Here is an 18368-nt window from a genome sequence, read left to right as displayed (position 1 = left end):
GCAGCATCGACATCTCAGCGATTGACGTAGGCCACCCTGGTCAACCGTTCTTCCACGATGATCTTGCTCACGCTGGCATAGTCGATCTGTAGCTTGAAGGTATGCACCAGCGGCAGGTCCAGCGCATAGCCGGCCAGCGCCCGGATGACGCCCGCATGCGTGAACACCAGGGCCGGCCGTTCATGATGCTGCAAATCTGCAATAAAGGATTGCGCGCGCTGGGAAAGCTGCAGGAAGGACTCCCCATTCGGCGGCACGTGCCGCACATGGTCCTCCGCCCATACGTCCACCAGCCCGCGCGGGATATCGTTCCAGGATTGCATTTCCCAATCGCCGAAGTTCAGCTCCTTGAGCCTGGCATCAGCTTGCACCGCCACCCGCGGGCTGAATGTGGCGGCTACCGACTCGGCCAGCTTCATGCAGCGTTGCAAGGGGCTGCTGTAAATAGCAGGATGCTTAAGGTGCTTGAGCTTGGGGTACAACGCATCGAACTCGGCAAGAAACGTCTCCGTGACGTCAATGTCGCTATGCCCGTAGCATGTGCCGGGCAGAACATCCGGCGTCGTATGACGCACCAGGTAAATTTCCAATTACATACTCCACATATCAGGATGCCAGAATCAAAACGCCGAGATAAAACGCCAGCTCAGTGAGCTGCTGCATGGCGCCCAGGCAATCGCCCGTATAACCTCCCAGGCGCTGCCTTAGCTTGAAGCTAAACCAGAGCCAGACAAGCACGACCGGCAGCAACGCCAGCCACAGCCTGGCCGGCAGCAATACCATTGGCGCCAGGCCCGACACTGCGGCAATCCATAGGCCCGCGACCGACGGCTTGGCCGCCAAAGGCTTGGCTTTGCCCTCCTCCCGCACGTATTCCTGGGTAGCCATCACCAGCACGGCGGCAAGCCGGCTCGCGGCATGGGCCGCTAAGAGGACGAACGGCACCAATTCAATCCTGATATGGTCAAGGCTGGCAAATTTAAGCAGCAAAGCCAGGAAAAGCGCTATCGCGCCATAGCTGCCGATGCGGGAATCCTTCATGATGGCCAGCGCTTGTTCTTTCGCCCAGCCGCCACCCAGGCCGTCCATGGTATCCGCCAACCCATCCTCATGGAACGCGCCGGTCAACCATGCCGTCGCCGCCATGCTGAGGACGATAGCCACCGTTGCGGGCAATATTTGCAAGCTCAAATACAATACCAGCGCCGCCACCAACCCGACGAGAATGCCCACCAGCGGGAAATAGCGTGCCGCATCGTTCAGCTCGGCGGAATCAAAATTCTGGATGGCGGGCACCGGCAGGCGCGTGAAAAAACCCAGGGCCAGAAGGAGCAAGCGCCACTGCTGGCTCATGAAGCACCCTGCCGGCTGATGTTGGCAGAGTCGAACGACGCCATCTCATTGAGGAAATTTACTGCAGCCTGCACCAGCGGATACGCCAGCGCAGCGCCAGTCCCCTCTCCAAGGCGCAAGCCAAGGTTGAGCAAAGGCTTGGCCTTCAGTTGCTCCAGCACCAGTTTATGACCCGCCTCGTCGGAACAATGCGCGAAAATACAGTACTCCAATATAGCGGGAGCTATCCGGCTCGCCACCAGCAAGGCCGCCGTCGCGATAAAGCCGTCGATCAACAGGGCGACCCGCTGTTCTGCAGCGCCCAACATCGCGCCCACCATCATGGCGATCTCGAATCCGCCAAAAGTCGCCAGCACCGCCGAAGGATCTTTATTGTCCACCTGGTGGCGTGCTATCGCCCGACGGATCACGTCCGCCTTGTGGGCCACGCCGGCGTCATCCAGGCCCGTGCCGCGACCGACGCATTGCTCCACCGGCAAATTGCACAGCACCGCGACAATGGCCGAAGCGGAAGTGGTATTGCCGATTCCCATCTCACCGAACCCCATCACATTGGTGCCGGCATCGGCTTCCGCCTGTGCGAGCTTGTAACCGTTGACCAGGGCCTGGTTGCACATATACGGGCACATGGCGGGCATCTTGAGGAAGTTACTGGTTCCCATGCTAACCTTGGCACGAATCAGCTCCGGATGCGCCGAAAACTCATGGCACACCCCGGCATCCACAATCCTGATCCGCATCCCATACTGGCGCGTAAACACATTGATCCCCGCGCCGCCATTCAGGAAGTTCATCACCATCTGCCGCGTGACTTCCTTTGGATATGGGCTGACGCCTTCCTCGACCACCCCATGGTCGCCCGCGAACACCAGCATGGCCGGACGTTGCAGGACAGGCGTCAATGATTGCTGGATCAGGCCAAGCTGCAACGCCAGGCCTTCAAGCTGGCCCAATGCACCTCTCGGCTTGGTTTTATTGTCGATCTTGGCTTGCAGCGCGGCTTTCAGACCGTGATCCAATGGGGATATCGCAAATTCTGGCAATGGCAGTGGTTGGTGACTCATGAAATTTACTTTTTAAATCAAGCCTGGAGCATACCCGAGCACGCAACTTTTTTAAACCACGGGAATAAAACACGAATTTTTTCGATCCCAGCTGGACGAAACGCCGAAGTTTGCTATAATGCTGGCCTTGCGTGAGCTCAAGAGCCAACGTAATAAGTAAGTAGTATGGCCAGGTAGCTCAGTTGGTAGAGCAGCGGATTGAAAATCCGCGTGTCGGCAGTTCGATTCTGCCCCTGGCCACCAAGGAATACCAAAGGGTTAGCTTCAGTGATGAGCTAGCCCTTTTTCATTACTAGACAATGCCTGATAAACACCCACGATTCCTGAGCAATCTTTCAGCCTATTCCGGCCCTAGAGTCTGCGCAATTGAAAGCGCATGCAGTGACAAGAGAATCGACCACTGATTCATACCTTTTGCCACTCTCCATCAAGAATGGTCACATAATCTTGCGATGAGTTATCAACCATTACACGCATTCCTTATCAATATATTGCCTGCCACACACGAAATGTGCTCTCGATAAAATCACTCCGACATCCAATAACATGCAATGGGTGCCGGAATAGCCACGGCCTCTCCAATGGCTGAATTTTCTTCCTGAGGCTCCTTACTATGTTTGCCTGGCTTCATTACAGGAATACGCCTGAAATCTTCCCAGCGCTGGGTAATCACATACCCCTGCGACGCCTGCCTTTCCGTCATCAGCTGCCGCATGCCTTTCAGGCGAGCTGGCGTGATTGGAGTATCCTGATATTTCACTTCAAACGGCACGAGGCGGTCTGCGATGCTGGTGACGATATCCACTTCCTGCTTGCTCTTGCCATCAATCCAGTAAGAAAACTCTGGAGTTTCACGCCAGTATGTTCACACCTTCCAATTGCCCACACAAGGTGGGAATGTCGAGAATACCGCCATCATGACCCGGTAAAGGCACGCTAGGCACCAACACCTTGATCTTCCGCAAGCAAGGCAACAGGTTGAAAAGCAAGAACGAGATCCGCATTGCGGCACTTTTTCGCGATGCGCCGGAAGCATTCCTGCGCATGATCGTGGTGCATGAACTCTCTCCCCTGAAAGAACACGACCACAACAAGGCGTTCTACCAGCTATACCACTATATGGAGCCTAGCTATCTCCAGTTGTAATTCGATATGCGGGTATGGCTGACTTGGCGCGAGCACAAGCATGTTTAGCTACCAATGGGCGGCAACCGCATCAATGGCTCAAGAAAAGACTAGTGTATGGTTATGGTAAGATGGCGCGCTCTTTCTTCAGTTGTTTGGATTTCTCATGGTCAGCCACACCGACATCGACGCGCAAGAGCTGCATGCGTTGCTTTCCTCGCAAAAAGCCATCCTCGTCGATGTGCGTAACGATGACGAGGTGGCGCGCGGCGTGATCGAAGGCGCCATGCACTTGCCCATGATGGTGATTCCCGGCATGGGGAGCCTATTATGCGAGCATGAGGAAACCCCGCTGGTATTCTATTGCCATAGCGGCATCCGATCCGCACAGGCAGCGGCATTCATCGCAGGCAACATGGAACGCGGGAATGTGTATAACCTGCGTGGCGGCACCCTGGCCTGGGCCAATGCCGGCTATACTTTTGTCACAAAAACGGATTGATCATGGAATTTCATCAAGAACTCGATGCGCGCGGCCTCAAATGTCCGCTCCCCATCCTGCGCTGCAAGAAGGCGCTGGCTGATGTTGGTTCAGGAGAGATACTGAAAGTCATCGCCACCGATCCCGGCTCAGTCAAAGATTTCCAGGCCTTTTGCAAACAGACCGGCCATGAAATGCTGTCTGTCGGTGAAGATGGCAATGCTCCTCAGAAAGAGTTCATCTTCCATATCAGAAAAAGAGTGGCGTGACTGCTTAGTGGGGTACAGCCGCCCTGCCGTGGGTTGCCACCACCAGGGAACTCAGCAAGGTCGTGAACAATACCTTGCGCCAGATCGCAGGGATGATGGAGCCCTTAAGCGAGTACAGCAAGACACTGGCACTGGGATTTTGCGGTTGCGTAATCATGAAACTTCCTTTTATCCAGCGCCCGGCCTGCCTTATTTCAGCTTGACAAGCTGCGCCTGCAGTTTTGCCAATGTGTCGCTGAATGCCGCCAACCTGGCTTTCTCCTGCTCGACCACGGCGGCCGGCGCGCGCGCCACGAAGCTTTCATTGCCCAGTTTGGCCTGAGCCTTGGCGATTTCCCCTTCGAGGCGGCTGATTTCCTTGCCCAGGCGCTCCTTCTCGGCGGCGACGTCGATCTCGATCTTGAGCATGAGCTTGAAATCGCCCGCCAATGCCACCGGCGCTTCCGCCTCGGGTAGGTCGGCCATGATCTCGACTTCGCTCAGCTTGGCCAGCGCCTTGAGGTAAGGCGCATAGATTGCCAGCTTGTCGTTGTCGCCCACAGCGATCAGCGGCACGCGCGCGGCGGGCGATACGTTCATCTCGCCGCGCAAGCTGCGGCAGGCATCCACGGCTTCCTTGAGCAAGGCGACCCAGGCTTCGGCCTGCTCGTCCAGCTTGGCCGGCTGGCTGATCGGGTATTGCTCCAGCATGATGCTGGGGCCGGTGCGGCCGGACAGCGGGCCCACGGTCTGCCAGATTTCCTCGGTAATGAACGGCATCAGGGGATGCGCAAGGCGCAGGATGGTTTCCAGCACGCGCAGCAGGGTGCGGCGCGTAGCGCGCTGCTGCGCCTCGCTGCCGTTCTGCAATTGCACCTTGGCCAGTTCCAGGTACCAGTCGCAATATTCATCCCAGACGAACTTGTAGATGGCTTGCGCCACGTTGTCGAAACGGTATTCGGCAAAGCCGCGCTCGATGTCGGCCTCGGTGCGCTGCAACAGGCTGACGATCCAGCGGTCGGCCTGCGAGAAGTCGAGGTAGCCCTCGGGCTGGGTCTTGCAGTCTTCCAGGCCGCAATCCTTGCCCTCGGTGTTCATGAGCACGAAACGCGTAGCATTCCATAGCTTGTTGCAGAAGTTGCGGTAGCCCTCGCAGCGCTGCAGGTCGAACTTGATGTCGCGGCCCGGAGAGGCCAGCGAAGCAAAGGTGAAGCGCAAGGCGTCGGTACCGAACGCGGGAATGCCTTCCGGGAATTCCTTGCGCGTTCGCTTCTCGATCTGCTCGGCCTGTTTCGGGTTCATGAGGCCGGTAGTGCGCTTCTTTACCAGTTCCTCGATGCCGATGCCGTCGATCAGGTCGATCGGGTCGAGCACATTGCCCTTGGACTTGGACATCTTCTGCCCTTCAGCATCGCGGATCAGGCCGTGCACATAGACGTCGCGGAACGGAATCTTGCCGGTGATGTGCTTGGTCATCATCACCATGCGCGCCACCCAGAAGAAGATAATGTCGAAGCCGGTCACCAGCACCGAGGACGGCAGGAATTGCTGCAAGGCTAGGTTGGCCTTGTCCTTTTCCTCGTCGCCGGTCCAGTCCAAGGTAGAGAACGGCCACAGGGCGGAGGAATACCAGGTATCCAGCACGTCTTCGTCACGCTTCAGGTTGCCGCGGTAACCATCGTTGGCGGCGAGCTGGATCGCCTCGGTTTCGTTGTGCGCGACATAGACCTTGCCGTCATCGCTGTACCACGCGGGAATCTGGTGCCCCCACCAGAGTTGGCGCGAGATACACCAATCCTGGATGTTGTTGAGCCACTGGTTGTAGGTGTTGACCCAGTTTTCCGGCACGAAACGGATTTCGCCGTTGGCGACCACTTCCAGCGCTTTTTCGGTAATGCTCTTGCCGTCCGCGCCCGGCTTGCTCATGGCGACGAACCACTGGTCGGTGAGCATGGGCTCGATCACGACGCCGGTACGGTCGCCACGCGGCACCTTGAGTTTGTGTTTATCGACCTTGACCAGGAAGCCCTGCGCTTCGAGGTCGGCCACCACCTGCTTACGCGCGGCAAAACGCTCCAGGCCCTGGTATTGCGCCGGCGCGGCATCGTTGATATGGCCATCCAATGTGAGGATGCTGATCATCGGCAGCTTGTGGCGCTGGCCCACGGCATAGTCGTTGAAATCGTGCGCAGGCGTCACCTTGACCACTCCCGTGCCGAACTCGCGGTCCACGTAGTCGTCCGCAATCACCGGAATCTCCCGGCCGCACAACGGCAGCTTGACGTGCTTGCCGACCAAGTGCGCATAGCGCTCGTCCTCGGGATGCACCATTACGGCGACGTCACCGAGCATGGTTTCAGGACGCGTCGTGGCGACGGTCAACTCGCCATTGCCGTCCGCCAATGGATAGCGGATATGCCAGAGGTGGCCGTCCTCTTCCTCGGAAACCACTTCGAGGTCGGAAACAGCCGTGTGCAGCTTGGGGTCCCAGTTCACCAGGCGCTTGCCGCGATAAATCAGGCCCTCGTTATACAGGCGAACGAAGGTTTCCGTCACGGTGCGCGACAAGCCCTCGTCCATGGTGAAGCGCTCGCGGCTCCAGTCCGGCGAGGTACCCAGGCGGCGCATTTGCTTGGTGATGCTGCCGCCGGAATATTCCTTCCACTCCCAGACCTTTTCGAGGAATTTCTCGCGGCCGAGGTCGTGGCGGCTGACGCCTTGCGCATCGAGCTGGCGCTCGACGACGATCTGCGTGGCGATGCCGGCATGGTCGGTGCCCGGCTGCCACAGGGTGTTGTCGCCGCGCATGCGGTGATAGCGCGTCAACGCGTCCATGATGGTCTGGTTGAAACCGTGCCCCATATGCAGCGTGCCGGTTACATTGGGCGGCGGCAGCAGGATGCAGAAATTGTCTTGTTTGCTGGAATCCAGCCCGGCTGCATAGTAGCCGCGCTCTTCCCAGAATTGGTACCAGCGGCTTTCTATGTTCTTGGGTTCAAAGGATTTATCCAGGGTTTGGCTTGCAGTGGTATCGGTAGTCATAGGGGTGGGATTTTAGCATAGCGCATTCATGCGAAAACGCTGTCACGCTAAAAACCGGCCCGACTGCAAACGCAGCAACGCCAGCATGAGCGCCACGAACACCAGCCCATGCAGCCAACATAACAATAAATAACGCCGCTTGAGGCGCTGCGGCGACAGGCTGGAAAGCAGAAACAGGCGGCCGTCGGCTGGCGCCCGCATTACATGTACACCGGGTGCGGCACGCAACTCGCGATGCTGCCTTTCCACCGCGCGCGCGGCGGCCCGGCGCGCCAGCTCCCACTCCTTGAGGTCGATCTCGCCGTTGCCATCGAGGTCAAAGCGTTCCAGCAAACCGGCTTTGTCGCGCTTCCATTCCGCGAGCAATTCGGAAACATCCTCCCTCTGGTTAAGCGGCATATTCGCGCCGCCCACCGTGGTGAATTCGCCCAGCACGTAAATCGACCCAGCAAACAGGATTTCCTCCACGCGCTTGTAGTCCCCGGCATAGCTAACCCTGCGCTCCGGCCCGATCACTTCCGCATGGTCGGGGTCGACAAAGCACTGGCCGGTACCGTCGCTGATGACAAAGGTTTCATGGCTGGCGCCTTCATGCGTCAGGCGCCAATGCCTGTGGTCATGGCGCTGGAACACCTGGAAGCGGTACCAGACGCAGCGCACAGCGGAAAACGGGCTAACGATCAAATGCTCGGGATCGGGCAATGCCCGCCCATACAGCTCGACATAGCCCTGCGCGGCAGAACCGATGCGTGAGGTGGGCAGATCCGAAATCGCGCGGTTGCGCCTGTAGTTGCCGGCCCAGGCCACCAGGCTGACCAACGCGGCGAGTGCCAGGCAAACCGTCCATACCCGGAGGTTGTTCGACTGGGCGGCCACCGCAAGCAACAGCAGATACGTAGCGCCGCCTAGGCAATCCAGATAATAGCTACGCCAGCCGCGCCACAGGAGCCGCATCGGGTTGATTCAGCAACTATTGCTTGAAACGCGCCGCGATATCGACATCCTTGAGTTCGCTGCGGGCGAAACGCAGCATGGTCTCGCGATTGAAGCCCAATGTGCGTGCCACCAGCAGGTCGGGAAATTGCGCGATGCGCACATTGTGCAGGTTGACACTCTCGTTATAGAACTCGCGCCGGTCGGCAATCGCGTTTTCCAGGCTGCTGATGCGCGCCTGCAGATGCAGGAACTGCTCGTTGGCCTTGAGCTCGGGGTAGGACTCCGCCACGGCAAACAACGTCCCCAGCCCGGCGCGCAATGCGCTTTCCGCCGCGCCCAAAGCCGCAACATCATGATGCTGGCTCGCCTCCTGTACGCGGGAGCGCGCCTGGATCACCTGTTGCAAGGTGGCCTGCTCATGTTGCATGTACTGCTTGCAGGTATCGACCAGCTTGGGCAACTCGTCATGCCGCTGCTTGAGCAATACATCGATATTGGCCCAGGCTTTTTCGACATTGTTCTTGAGGTTGACCAACCCGTTGTACACCATGATGAAATACACGACAGCAACCACCAGCAATGCCAGCAAGAAAATCTGCATACTCCCTCCCCTTTTTGCAGGCAGTGTAATCCGCATCCTCTCACTCAGGCAACGCCGTCAAACAAAAAGCCAGCAATGCTGGCTTTTTGTCTTCGTGGTTCAAACCCTAGCTAAGCATTTTGCGCCGCGCAGCAAACCCTATCAGTCCCAGGCCAGCAAGCATCAACCCATACACGCTAGGCTCCGGCACTGGGGCCAAGGTCGCCGTGAATGCCAGGTCGCCACCCAGGGTGGTATTCCAATCCGTCCCGGTCAGCTGGCTGCGATCGTTGCCGTTATTCAAGTAAACAAACGTACCGCCTTCATATGCCGTATCGGGAGCAAAACCCCATTCATTGGTGCTTTCCACGCCGCCCTGGATACCGGAGGTAGTGAAATACAGCACATATTGGCTATTGGCTTGCAAATTCACGGAAGGATACGCCGTGATCTCGGTATATTCGCTCGAACCAGTAAAGCGGAACGGGTCGGATTGATAAACAATCTCCCCAACCCTTGAACCTGTCCAAGTCCCTACTTCAATGGTGAATGGCGCATTCAGGTCCGTCAGGATAAAAGAAAAAGACTCCAAGACCTGGGCCTGATCGCCAATGGTAATGGTCTGACCGTAGGTAGCCGTATCCGGCGTACCGAATGGCGAGACTTCTCCATCCCATTGGTCTAGCGTGCTGATGGTAGTAGCGGCATGGACTGCCGGTGTAAATGCCAATGTTAAAACAAAACCCAATGCGGGAAATTTCATCACGACCTCCTTGATGTTGAATGAACTTAAGCCCTAATGACAACTCGTGCTTAAAATTCCCCCCCCGTTGGGTGACCATATTGCCAGGGTAAAGTTCTGGTACGATGACGGACTAAACACTCAACGGGACACAATCAAGATGCTGGAACCGCTCTGGATATGGGGCATACTCGGATTAGCCCTGATCGCGCTGGAAATACTTTCCGGGACACTGTACATCCTTTGGTTTGGCAGCGCCGCCTTAGAGATTGCCTTGCTCATCTATTTATTCCCTGCATTGGGCACGGCTTGGCAGCTAGTCATTTTTGCCGTGTTATCCCTGGGCTCGCTCGCGATCTGGAAGCAGTTCTATCGCCGCGAACAGGACGATTCCAGCATCGGGCAATCGCGCGGCGATGAAATCGGCCGCACCGGCGTCATCATCGAACCGGTCAGCCCAAGGCAGAACGGCCTGATCGAGTTCGCCCAGGGCGTGCTGGGCAGCCGCCAATGGGTCGCTATCGCCAATGAGGAAATCGAGGCTGGCGCCGAAGCCGTCGTCGTGGCGGTGGAAGGCAACCGCCTGCGCGTCAGCAAGAAAACCACCGGATAATATCCACAAGGAGAAACCATGTTCGAATTCGCATTTGTATTGATCGCCGCCGTCGCCGTCCTGGCGTGGAAAGGCATCCGCATCGTGCCGCAGGGCGAGGAATGGGTGGTGGAACGCCTGGGCAAGTTCAATGCCGTGATCACCCCCGGCCTGCACATCATCAACCCGATCTTCAGCAAGGTGACCTACAAGGTCACCACCAAGGACATCATCCTCGACGTGCCCGAACAGGACGTCATCACCAAGGATAACGCCGTCATTCTCGCCAACGCCGTCGCTTTTATCAAAGTGACCAACATCGAGCGCTCCGTCTACGGCATCGAGGATTTCCGCGAAGCCATGCGCAACATGGTGCAGACCAACCTGCGCTCCATCATCGGCGGCATGGACCTCAATGAAGCCCTCACTTCGCGCGAGCGCATCAAGAGCGAACTGAAGAATGCCATTGCCGACGAGGCCGCCGACTGGGGCCTCACGGTCAAGTCGGTGGAAATCCAGGACATCAAGCCATCCGTGAACATGCAGAACGCCATGGAGCAGCAGGCATCGGCGGAGCGCGAGCGTGTTGCCGTGGTGACGCGCGCCGAGGGCGACAAGCAATCGCTTATCCTCAATGCCGAGGCAAGGCTGGAAGCGGCCCGCAAGGATGCGGAAGCGCAAAAGGTGGCCGCCGAGGCTTCCGCGGAATCAATCCGCCTGATTGCCGAAGCCGTGAAGCAGAACGACACCTCCGCCACTTTCCTGCTCGGCGACCGCTACATCCAGGCCCTGCAGCGCATGTCCAACGCCAACAACAGCAAGATCGTCGTGATGCCGGGAGACGTGGTCAGCGCTGTCAAGGCATTGGTGGGCGGCAGCAAGTAAACAAAATATCGAAGAAAAAGGGAGCACTTGCTCCCTTTTTTATTAATCAATAAATAGATTCACTACTCAGCGATGTTGTATAAGTTAGCTAGAAAATCTGCTGGGTAACAATTACACCGGAATAACCTCCAACCGATGCAAGGCAATTGTTTCTTCTTTGAGCTTGTCTTGCGCAACCTCAAGATCATACTGAGTCTGCAAATTCATCCAAAAATGTGCGGTTGTTCCTAGCGCAACACCCAGCCGAATCGCCGTATCAGCAGTAATCCCTCTGATCCCGTGAACAATCTCATTAATGCGACGCGGTGGAACTTGCATTGCCGTAGCCAACCCACGTTGACTCAGCCCGAATGGTTCAATGAATTCGTAAAACAGGATTTCTCCTGGATGAATTGGCGATAACTTGACCATATCACTCTCACTCCTTTGTCAGTGATAATCAACAATCTCAACATTTTCTGGTCCGCTGTCCGTCCAGACAAAACAAATACGCCACTGATCATTAATGCGGATGCTATGCTGACCTTGACGATCACCCTTCAAAGATTCCAACTTGTTTCCTGGTGGCGCTTTCAAATCTTCCAAGGTAACAGCAGCATTCAACATATTGAGCTTACGTCTGCCCACTCGTTCAATATTCACGAATTTAGGCACCCGATCCCGGTTGAATAATCCTTCAGTTTTCTGGCAAGCAAAGCTCTTAATCATGACGCACTTTCAATCTCGCACACGCAAGTGTAACGGAATTCGTTACACTTGCCAAGCACGAACTCAACATGCTGTCTTGTTACAAAGTCCAATGCTTATTGACTAGCACACACCGGACAAGTCGGGTCTTTTGCCAGCTTGAGGCTGCGCCATTCCATATTGATCGTATCCAGCAACAGCAACCTGCCCTGCAAGCTCTTGCCCAGGCCCAGCAACAGCTTCATCGCCTCTGCGGCCTGGGTAGTGCCTATCATTCCCACCAGCGGCGCAAACACGCCGTTCTCAGCACAGCGCAGCCCTTCGTCGCCGCCGAGGTTGGGGAACAGGCAATGGTAGCAGGGGCTGTCGTCATGCCGCATATCGAAGACCGTCACCTGCCCCTCGAACCCGATCGCGGCCCCTGACACCAACGGCTTGCGCAGCTCTACGCACACCTGGTTCACGGCATAGCGCACCGTGAAGTTATCCGTGCAATCGACCACGACATCCGCAGCCTGCACCAACTCTCGCAGGCTTGCCTCGTCCATGCGCTGCTGCAGGGGATTCACCGTCACTTCAGGATTGAGCGTCGCTATTGTTTCCGCAGCCGAGACCGCCTTGTTGCGTCCCACCGCAGCCGTGGTATGAATGATCTGCCGCTGCAGGTTGGTGAGGTCCACCTCGTCAAAATCGCATATCGTCAGCCTGCCCACGCCGCCGGCCGCAAGATAAAGCGCCACCGGGGAACCCAGCCCGCCGGCTCCGATCACCAGGACATGGCTGTTGACAAGCTGCTCCTGCCCCTCGTAACTGATCTGCGGCAGGAGGATATGGCGGCTGTAGCGGAGAAGCTGGTTATCGTTCATGGAGAAGTTTGCCAGGGATTCACGAGTTGCAATCCCGGAATATTAAGAAAATCCTTGGTGTTGCGAGTAGCGAGTGCCAATTGATGACGCAAGGCAATCGCAGCGATCTGCGCATCTTCAGTCGTCATCACGACTCCCTTCAACTGCGACCCTGCCACCAGCAATGCATATTCCTGCGCGGCAACATGGTCGAAAGCCAGGCAAGCACCGGCAAAATCCTCCTCGAACATCTGGCTGACGGCTGTCGCCAAGGCGTGCTTGCGCTTGCCTTCCGGCAACAAGGCCACACCCAGCAACATTTCCGCCTGTGTGATCGCGCTTGTGTAAAGGTTCGCAACCGGTTGCCGGGCAAACCATGCCATTACCTCAGGGGCTGGCAGCGGAAGCATCAACTCCGACAACACATTGGTATCAAGCAGAATCCCGCCCTGCGCCATTATTCATCCATCGATGTCATACGCGCCGGCTGCCGCTGCGGAACCGGCAATGCGTCAACTTCAATCCCGGCAAACCGCTGGCGCACCCGCTCGGCAAAATTCACCTGCGGCTGGCCTGCATGGCTGACAGCCCGCAGCAAAATCTCCCTAGCCTCTTGCTCCATGGACCTGCCATGCGCCGCAGCCTGCAGCCGCAGTTTGCTTTTCACGCCCTCATCCAGGTTTCTGATTGTCAAACTCGCCATCATGCCACCTCACAAAATGATTGCAATGCAATCATTGTAATCATTCATGGCAAGACGAGCAATCCACGCCAGATTATGGCAATTGCCCGGCTTGGATCATGGCGTTGTAGAGGACGTAGGGGGAAATCCAGGTGACAATATGGTTGAAACTGCCATTGGGATCATTAGTCCGAATGTCATGACTGACGAAAATATTGTCATTATTGAGATTAGCCTGTTCATCGACACCACCCGGCGCAGTTCCTGCCAGAACCTGAGCACCAGTGCTGCCTAATGAATAAACAACCGCGACAGCATTATTAATCAACGTCTGACTATTAGCAGGACATTGATCTGTAGGCGCATTGGCACAAAGTACTACCAAATCTGGCCGCAAAGAAAGTACTGTCTTTCCATCAATAATTTCTGTCTTAGAAAGCCCAATTCGCCCCAACTCTCCAGAAGTCGTAAAGTCAGGAGCATTTCTGATGCCAAATTCATTACCTGGGAAAACATCTAGTCCCTTAGGGTTATCAAACTGGGTTACAGCATAAAATATTGGATTACCCCAACCGTCTATAGCTTGCTTTCTATCATCAATAGGTTTAATTCCTAATGTTGTCGCAGGCAATAATCCAACTAGTCTTTCACATATCCCACCACCAACTGGAGACTCAACGCCTGCGCTTTCGTTGGTTGCAGGACAAGGCAAGCGCCCATTTACCTGAGCAAAACCAATCAAGGCTTTCTGGGCAATTTCCAGCTGAGTTTCTGTCTGGCGTAAAAACCCAACTTCTCTTTGTGCGGTCACTGGCAGTATTAAGGCTGTAATCACAAAACCAAGAATGACCAAGACCACAGCCATTTCTACCAAGGAAAAACCATCATGCTTCTTATATTGAGATATCATTTATTGCTCCCAATGTATTGCAATAAAATCCGATATCTTTTCATCAAAATCCGGTAATTTTGCGCCACCGATCCCTACATTGTCCTTTCTCACAGTAACAAGCAGCCTGACATTTCTTAACTTTTCCCCTCGTTTGCGGGTGATAGTAAAGCACACTTCGCTACTACAATCTGTTCCTTTACGAAAAGCCGGTGATTCATTTATATCCGTATAATCAGACCACTTATTTTCGAAATACCAATTAGACACGGCTAATTGTTCATCACCCAAAATAACATCTGCAATGTCAATATTTAGAATGCCAGATGTTTCAGTAGGAAACATACTCCCAACCACTACATCCTGATCCTCCTGATTTTTTTTAACTGTCTGAATGACAGCTTTTACTGTCCTAATCTTTTCATTTGTCTGAACTTGCTGAGTCTGGGTTTTATTCAACATTAATCCCAGATACGAGTCATCCAGGGGAATATTCAAATGAATTCCAGAATCTGATTCCGTCACCTCATCACATTCAAGCGAAAACTCCTTGCGTGTACAACGAAACTGCTTAGCGGTATCTAGATCGCTAACCGGTGGCTGACCTATCGTAACGTAAGGTTTCGATATATTCCAAGTCAATTGGATGTTACGCAAATTGCAATCGCCAGCTCGAATGCAATTGGCAATAACCCCATTAACAGGAAATTTTATATTCTTCGCTTCTCGTGCAACTCGCTTTGCTAATCCCACAATCAACTCATCCACTGTAATATAAATTAATCGATCATTAAAACTATCACTTTCTGGAGCTTGGATAAAATCCTCGTCATCAACCTGATAATTAGCATTTGAATAATCACCAAAAGTATCCAAATATGCTGAAGCAGGAGGAGTATCTGATGATCTATTTTGCCCTGATAAAGCCCTCCCTGGAGCAATAATTACTGCTGCCACACGATCTGACAAAATATTGCCTTGCCCATCTCGCACTATCATCCAAGGATAATTGTTGTTAGTTAGCAACTTTGGATTAATTATAGGGTCACGAGCAGGAGGTACGTAGTTTCTCACTAAATTGCGAGATACTGCATACCATAACTTATTGCCATAGGCATCCTGATAATGTCCTATTCCAGGATAAATACGGCATGGAGCAGTAGAAGGCAAAGATGGCAATTGACCAAGAAAGTTAGCTTCACCCTGTTGGTTCACTAAATCAAATGATGAATTAGAGCAATCGCTCCTGCCATCATAGTTAGGATTACTGGTTTCCCGTCTGTCAGGCCATGGCATTTGGCCAGGTGTATCAGAATGCGTCACCGACCACGCAATCAACGCCTCCTTCGCCTCCGCCAAAGCCTTCATGGTCTTTTCTTCCTGACGCGCCTTCATTCCGGCAGCATCGTAAGATCTCACCACCAATGCCGTGACTGCCAATCCGATAATGAACATGGCAAGAAGCAACGCCGCCCCTCGTTGAGCATGGCGAGAATGGGGGCGATAAGCGGCTGGCATTAGCGCTCCTAGCGAATCACGCCCTGCTCAGCCGGGTTGGTCGCCGGCTCTGAAGTCGTCGTGTGTACGTTGCGCTCGATAATCTCCCCTGTGTCCGGGTTGAATATCTGTCCGGCCTTGAGACGCACTTGGCGGCCGCTCTCATGAATGGTGAGGGGAATGCCCTGCTGGTTGACCTTGCCCACTTGCACCTGGCCATTGTTGCTGCCTTCCTGCAATGGCTGGTGGTTGATCCAGACCGTGCCCTTGCCGCCGTCGCTGCGCTGTATATAACCTTGGACGCTGAATTCCTGAGGCGTCAAAGACATGGGAACCTGTTCGGCATCGGCCAGCGTTTCCGGTATCGGCTGCTGCTCCAGCAACTGGCCGCGCTGGCTTTGTCGCAACCTATCCAGGCTATCCCGTTCGGCGGGCGTGGTGAACAACCGGCCAAAGGATTCGGCCGCCGCACTGGCATGGACGCACAACAACAGGGCCAATAGCAGGGCTTTCATCATGGCGTGGCTCCTGGCGTGGATTCGCGCAAGGTCAACCAGTCTATTTCGCAGGCCACCGACGCCACGGGCGCGAGCATGGTGGTGACGGCGATGCCGCTGCGCTCCATGGTGCAATCCCGCACCAGGAAAGGGGTGCTCTGGTTGCGCTTGAGGCCGTCCAGCAACACCAGCAGGTCGCCCTCGTGCAACAGCGGCAACTCGAGCTTCATGATGGAGCGGTACAGGGTGAAGGGCGCCGTATTGCCGACGAAGCCCGGCTGGTAGGGCGCTTGCGCGCCAATGCTGTACTTGATGCCGAACAGGCGCTGGGATTGGTGGGTATTGCGCAAGGCGTCCACCCACTCGATGCGGTGCTCTTCGCCGATAAACCCTTCATTGATCAGGCGTTGGTAGACTGGCAGGTAACGGATGATATTTTCGCGCTCCTGGTCCGAGGACAACAAGCGGGAGCGTGCCTGCATCAGCTGGCTCTGCTGTTGCTGCAGCCGCTGCCCGACTTCATCCCGGTAAGCCTGGGCATACGCCACAATGCCGACGGCAAAGACCAACGCCACCAGCAAAGCGGTTAATGGCAACGCCAGCCTTTGCCAATCCTGGCGGTTCAGTTTCATGGCGGCGCTCCCGGTCCAGCTTCAGATGGTCCCGTCTCGGGTTTCAGTACCAGCTTGAGCTTGAACACGGCTTTTTCGTTCCGCGCCGTACGCTCGTCGGTGGTGCTGCCCTGCAGGCTGGAGTAAGAGCTTACATTCACCGGCTGCTGCATGACAGTGGCTTCTTGTACGGCACCGTCAGCCTTTAGTGCTTCGGCGAAACGATGCACCGTTTCCAGTGCTGCGCGGTAATCTCCGTTAAAACCGCGGATTTCACCGGTCATGAACCCAATCTGGTATGCAATCTCTCCCGGCGCTGCGGATTGTGCCGGCTGGGTAGCAACGGCATTTGCCTCATCCTTGATGCCCAAGTCCTGGCTCACTACCCAGCGCAAGCGGTTCAATTGGATGTTGCCCATCTGGTCCATGACGGTGCCCAGCACCTGCATCATCCTGGCCGGACTGGCCGCCTGCTTGAGGATGGCGTCATGCACGCTGGCAGCCACGTGCAAATCCATGCCCTGGATAGGCGTTGCCGGGAAGTTGTTGGCGATTTCGTTATAGCGTTGCTCCTGCTGGCGCGTTTCGACAGCCAGCTCGTTGAGCTGCTTCACGTCCTCGACCGCTTGCGCCAGGTACAGCAAGGTCAGCAGCAACCCCAGGATGGCGACGATTAACGCGGAAAGCACCAAGCCTTTGCGCAGGAATTCCATCCTGTAGGTTTTGACCAGCGGCTCGGGCGCCAAGTTGTCCGGCCTGTGCCCGCGGGCAAGCAATTGCATATGCACCAGTTCGGGCAGCTGGCGCACTTGCTCCAGCGACAATCCGCTGCCTTTTGCCAGCCTGGCCAAGTCGATGTGCTCGCATTGCAAGCCCTGCTCTTGCTGGATATTGCGGCTGATCTGCTCCGCATCTTCCGCTGGCGTCAATACCACCACGCGCAGGGATGTATCGCGCGCAATCAGGCGCTGGCTTAACAGGTAGAGCCTTGCCTTGTCCGTTTCCACCAGGTGGAAATACGAGATCTGCTGATAAGCCTCGGGCGGTATTTGCACCAGGCGGCTGACGCGCAAGCGCCCCTGGTTGAGATAGCTCTGGCGCAAACCTGAAGATAGTTGCTCGCTGAGCAGGATATCGTTGGCCTTGAACTTGAGTTTGTGCAGCAACAGCTGGCTGACCATCGGCAGGCTGTACACGCCTGCAAGCGGTACCTGCTGGCCGATGAGCGCCTCCAGCCAGGGCTGCAGGGATTCCGTATTGCTCAATGCCACGAAAAGGAAGCGATCGTCGCGGCGCTTGTCGCGCTCCCGGTTGAGAAACTGCGCCGCCTTGAACGTATTGCCGCGGTATACCTGGTTGAGCTTGCGCTGCAACAGTTCCTTGCGCGAGCGCCCCGAGGTGTGGGGCAGGACTTCCAGGTGAAAATCCTCTTCCAGCGCATCCACCATGAGATACGTCGGGATGTAATGATGGTGCATCAGGAATTCCGTGAATTCGAGATGCCCTTGCGGCTGGTTGGCGAATATCTCTATCCCGCGCAAACGGCCAAAACGCCAGCGGCCGGCAATCAGCCGGTCATGCGTTGCGCAAAGAATGAGGCGTTCGAACATAG

At 55.6% G+C, this 18368-nt stretch carries 23 protein-coding genes, 1 tRNA gene and 1 pseudogene; 6 read left to right on the top strand and 19 right to left on the bottom strand.

Going from position 1 to position 18368, the window contains the following annotated elements:
* Window positions 1-14 precede the first annotated feature (14 nt).
* From cobC to cobT, 3 genes are read right to left on the bottom strand one after another with little or no spacing between them, the layout of a single operon-like run.
* On the bottom strand, window positions 15-590 hold the full coding sequence (gene cobC, locus ACJSDX_RS09025; RefSeq protein WP_407994424.1) for an alpha-ribazole phosphatase: 576 nt from the start codon (window positions 588-590) through the stop codon (window positions 15-17).
* Between the two features lie 16 nt (window positions 591-606).
* Window positions 607-1353: an adenosylcobinamide-GDP ribazoletransferase gene (locus tag ACJSDX_RS09020; RefSeq protein ID WP_407994423.1), complete on the bottom strand. Its 747-nt coding sequence runs from the start codon at window positions 1351-1353 to the stop codon at window positions 607-609.
* Window positions 1350-2417, bottom strand: coding sequence for a nicotinate-nucleotide--dimethylbenzimidazole phosphoribosyltransferase (gene cobT, locus ACJSDX_RS09015; protein ID WP_407994422.1), 1068 nt, complete (start codon window positions 2415-2417; stop codon window positions 1350-1352). Before cobT ends, ACJSDX_RS09020 begins: the two co-directional genes overlap by 4 nt.
* Window positions 2418-2584: 167 nt before the next feature.
* Here cobT and ACJSDX_RS09010 point away from each other — a divergent pair.
* Window positions 2585-2660, top strand: a tRNA-Phe gene (locus tag ACJSDX_RS09010).
* Between the two features lie 283 nt (window positions 2661-2943).
* On the opposite strand, the pseudogene ACJSDX_RS09005 reads toward ACJSDX_RS09010, so the two are convergent.
* Window positions 2944-3258: pseudogene (locus tag ACJSDX_RS09005) on the bottom strand (DUF4143 domain-containing protein); the annotation flags it as partial.
* Between the two features lie 137 nt (window positions 3259-3395).
* On the opposite strand from ACJSDX_RS09005, the gene ACJSDX_RS09000 reads away from it, so the two are divergent.
* From ACJSDX_RS09000 to ACJSDX_RS08990, 3 genes are all read left to right on the top strand, one after another.
* Window positions 3396-3563 carry a YgjP-like metallopeptidase domain-containing protein gene (locus ACJSDX_RS09000; protein ID WP_407994420.1) on the top strand — a complete coding sequence of 56 codons (168 nt, stop codon included), beginning with the start codon at window positions 3396-3398 and terminating at the stop codon, window positions 3561-3563.
* A gap of 145 nt (window positions 3564-3708) precedes the next feature.
* Entirely contained in the window at window positions 3709-4044 is a 336-nt protein-coding gene (locus ACJSDX_RS08995; RefSeq protein ID WP_407994419.1) for a rhodanese-like domain-containing protein, read from the top strand.
* A gap of 2 nt (window positions 4045-4046) precedes the next feature.
* The gene (locus ACJSDX_RS08990; protein ID WP_309566980.1) at window positions 4047-4292 is read left to right on the top strand and encodes a sulfurtransferase TusA family protein; all 246 of its coding nucleotides are present in this window, start codon (window positions 4047-4049) and stop codon (window positions 4290-4292) included.
* A gap of 4 nt (window positions 4293-4296) precedes the next feature.
* Here ACJSDX_RS08990 and ACJSDX_RS08985 read toward each other — a convergent pair whose 3' ends face one another.
* From ACJSDX_RS08985 to ACJSDX_RS08965, 5 genes are all read right to left on the bottom strand, one after another.
* Window positions 4297-4449: a bestrophin family ion channel gene (locus ACJSDX_RS08985; protein ID WP_407994418.1), complete on the bottom strand. Its 153-nt coding sequence runs from the start codon at window positions 4447-4449 to the stop codon at window positions 4297-4299.
* A 32-nt stretch (window positions 4450-4481) separates the two neighbouring features.
* Window positions 4482-7313 carry a valine--tRNA ligase gene (locus ACJSDX_RS08980; RefSeq protein ID WP_407994417.1) on the bottom strand — a complete coding sequence of 944 codons (2832 nt, stop codon included), beginning with the start codon at window positions 7311-7313 and terminating at the stop codon, window positions 4482-4484.
* 42 nt (window positions 7314-7355) lie between these two features.
* Window positions 7356-8267, bottom strand: coding sequence for a hypothetical protein (locus ACJSDX_RS08975; protein ID WP_407994416.1), 912 nt, complete (start codon window positions 8265-8267; stop codon window positions 7356-7358).
* A 16-nt stretch (window positions 8268-8283) separates the two neighbouring features.
* Entirely contained in the window at window positions 8284-8850 is a 567-nt protein-coding gene (locus tag ACJSDX_RS08970; RefSeq protein ID WP_407994415.1) for a LemA family protein, read from the bottom strand.
* Window positions 8851-8956: 106 nt separating this feature from the next.
* Complete coding sequence (locus ACJSDX_RS08965) at window positions 8957-9592, bottom strand: PEP-CTERM sorting domain-containing protein (protein ID WP_407994414.1); 636 nt, start codon at window positions 9590-9592, stop codon at window positions 8957-8959.
* A 139-nt stretch (window positions 9593-9731) separates the two neighbouring features.
* On the opposite strand from ACJSDX_RS08965, the gene ACJSDX_RS08960 reads away from it, so the two are divergent.
* Both ACJSDX_RS08960 and ACJSDX_RS08955 read left to right on the top strand, forming a co-directional pair.
* Window positions 9732-10184 (top strand): NfeD family protein, encoded by a 453-nt coding sequence (locus ACJSDX_RS08960; protein WP_407994413.1) that lies wholly within the window; start codon window positions 9732-9734, stop codon window positions 10182-10184.
* 18 nt (window positions 10185-10202) lie between these two features.
* Window positions 10203-11048 (top strand): SPFH domain-containing protein, encoded by an 846-nt coding sequence (locus tag ACJSDX_RS08955; RefSeq protein ID WP_407994412.1) that lies wholly within the window; start codon window positions 10203-10205, stop codon window positions 11046-11048.
* Between the two features lie 111 nt (window positions 11049-11159).
* On the opposite strand, the gene ACJSDX_RS08950 is transcribed toward ACJSDX_RS08955, so the two are convergent.
* The 10 genes from ACJSDX_RS08950 to ACJSDX_RS08905 form a co-directional block, all read right to left on the bottom strand.
* Window positions 11160-11459, bottom strand: coding sequence for a HigA family addiction module antitoxin (locus ACJSDX_RS08950; protein ID WP_407994411.1), 300 nt, complete (start codon window positions 11457-11459; stop codon window positions 11160-11162).
* An 18-nt stretch (window positions 11460-11477) separates the two neighbouring features.
* Window positions 11478-11756 carry a type II toxin-antitoxin system RelE/ParE family toxin gene (locus tag ACJSDX_RS08945; protein WP_407994410.1) on the bottom strand — a complete coding sequence of 93 codons (279 nt, stop codon included), beginning with the start codon at window positions 11754-11756 and terminating at the stop codon, window positions 11478-11480.
* 95 nt (window positions 11757-11851) lie between these two features.
* Complete coding sequence (locus ACJSDX_RS08940) at window positions 11852-12601, bottom strand: HesA/MoeB/ThiF family protein (RefSeq protein WP_407994409.1); 750 nt, start codon at window positions 12599-12601, stop codon at window positions 11852-11854.
* Entirely contained in the window at window positions 12598-13038 is a 441-nt protein-coding gene (locus ACJSDX_RS08935) for a type II toxin-antitoxin system VapC family toxin (protein ID WP_407994408.1), read from the bottom strand. The genes ACJSDX_RS08940 and ACJSDX_RS08935 overlap by 4 nt, the downstream gene beginning before the upstream one ends.
* Window positions 13038-13283, bottom strand: coding sequence for a FitA-like ribbon-helix-helix domain-containing protein (locus ACJSDX_RS08930; protein ID WP_407994745.1), 246 nt, complete (start codon window positions 13281-13283; stop codon window positions 13038-13040). The genes ACJSDX_RS08935 and ACJSDX_RS08930 overlap by 1 nt, the downstream gene beginning before the upstream one ends.
* 73 nt (window positions 13284-13356) lie before the next feature.
* Entirely contained in the window at window positions 13357-14172 is an 816-nt protein-coding gene (locus ACJSDX_RS08925; protein WP_407994407.1) for a type II secretion system protein, read from the bottom strand.
* Window positions 14173-15669 carry a hypothetical protein gene (locus ACJSDX_RS08920; RefSeq protein WP_407994406.1) on the bottom strand — a complete coding sequence of 499 codons (1497 nt, stop codon included), beginning with the start codon at window positions 15667-15669 and terminating at the stop codon, window positions 14173-14175.
* Between the two features lie 8 nt (window positions 15670-15677).
* The gene (locus tag ACJSDX_RS08915) at window positions 15678-16166 is read right to left on the bottom strand and encodes a hypothetical protein (RefSeq protein ID WP_407994405.1); all 489 of its coding nucleotides are present in this window, start codon (window positions 16164-16166) and stop codon (window positions 15678-15680) included.
* The gene (locus tag ACJSDX_RS08910; RefSeq protein ID WP_407994404.1) at window positions 16163-16777 is read right to left on the bottom strand and encodes a hypothetical protein; all 615 of its coding nucleotides are present in this window, start codon (window positions 16775-16777) and stop codon (window positions 16163-16165) included. Before ACJSDX_RS08910 ends, ACJSDX_RS08915 begins: the two co-directional genes overlap by 4 nt.
* Window positions 16774-18366 (bottom strand): hypothetical protein, encoded by a 1593-nt coding sequence (locus tag ACJSDX_RS08905; protein WP_407994403.1) that lies wholly within the window; start codon window positions 18364-18366, stop codon window positions 16774-16776. Before ACJSDX_RS08905 ends, ACJSDX_RS08910 begins: the two co-directional genes overlap by 4 nt.
* Window positions 18367-18368 lie beyond the last annotated feature (2 nt).

The sequence above is a fragment of the Methylobacillus draconifructus genome, from assembly GCF_045984355.1.
Taxonomy (GTDB): domain Bacteria; phylum Pseudomonadota; class Gammaproteobacteria; order Burkholderiales; family Methylophilaceae; genus Methylobacillus; species Methylobacillus flagellatus_A.
The sequence above is the reverse complement of the archived record's forward strand: the minus strand, read 5'-3'. Positions and strand labels throughout refer to the sequence as shown.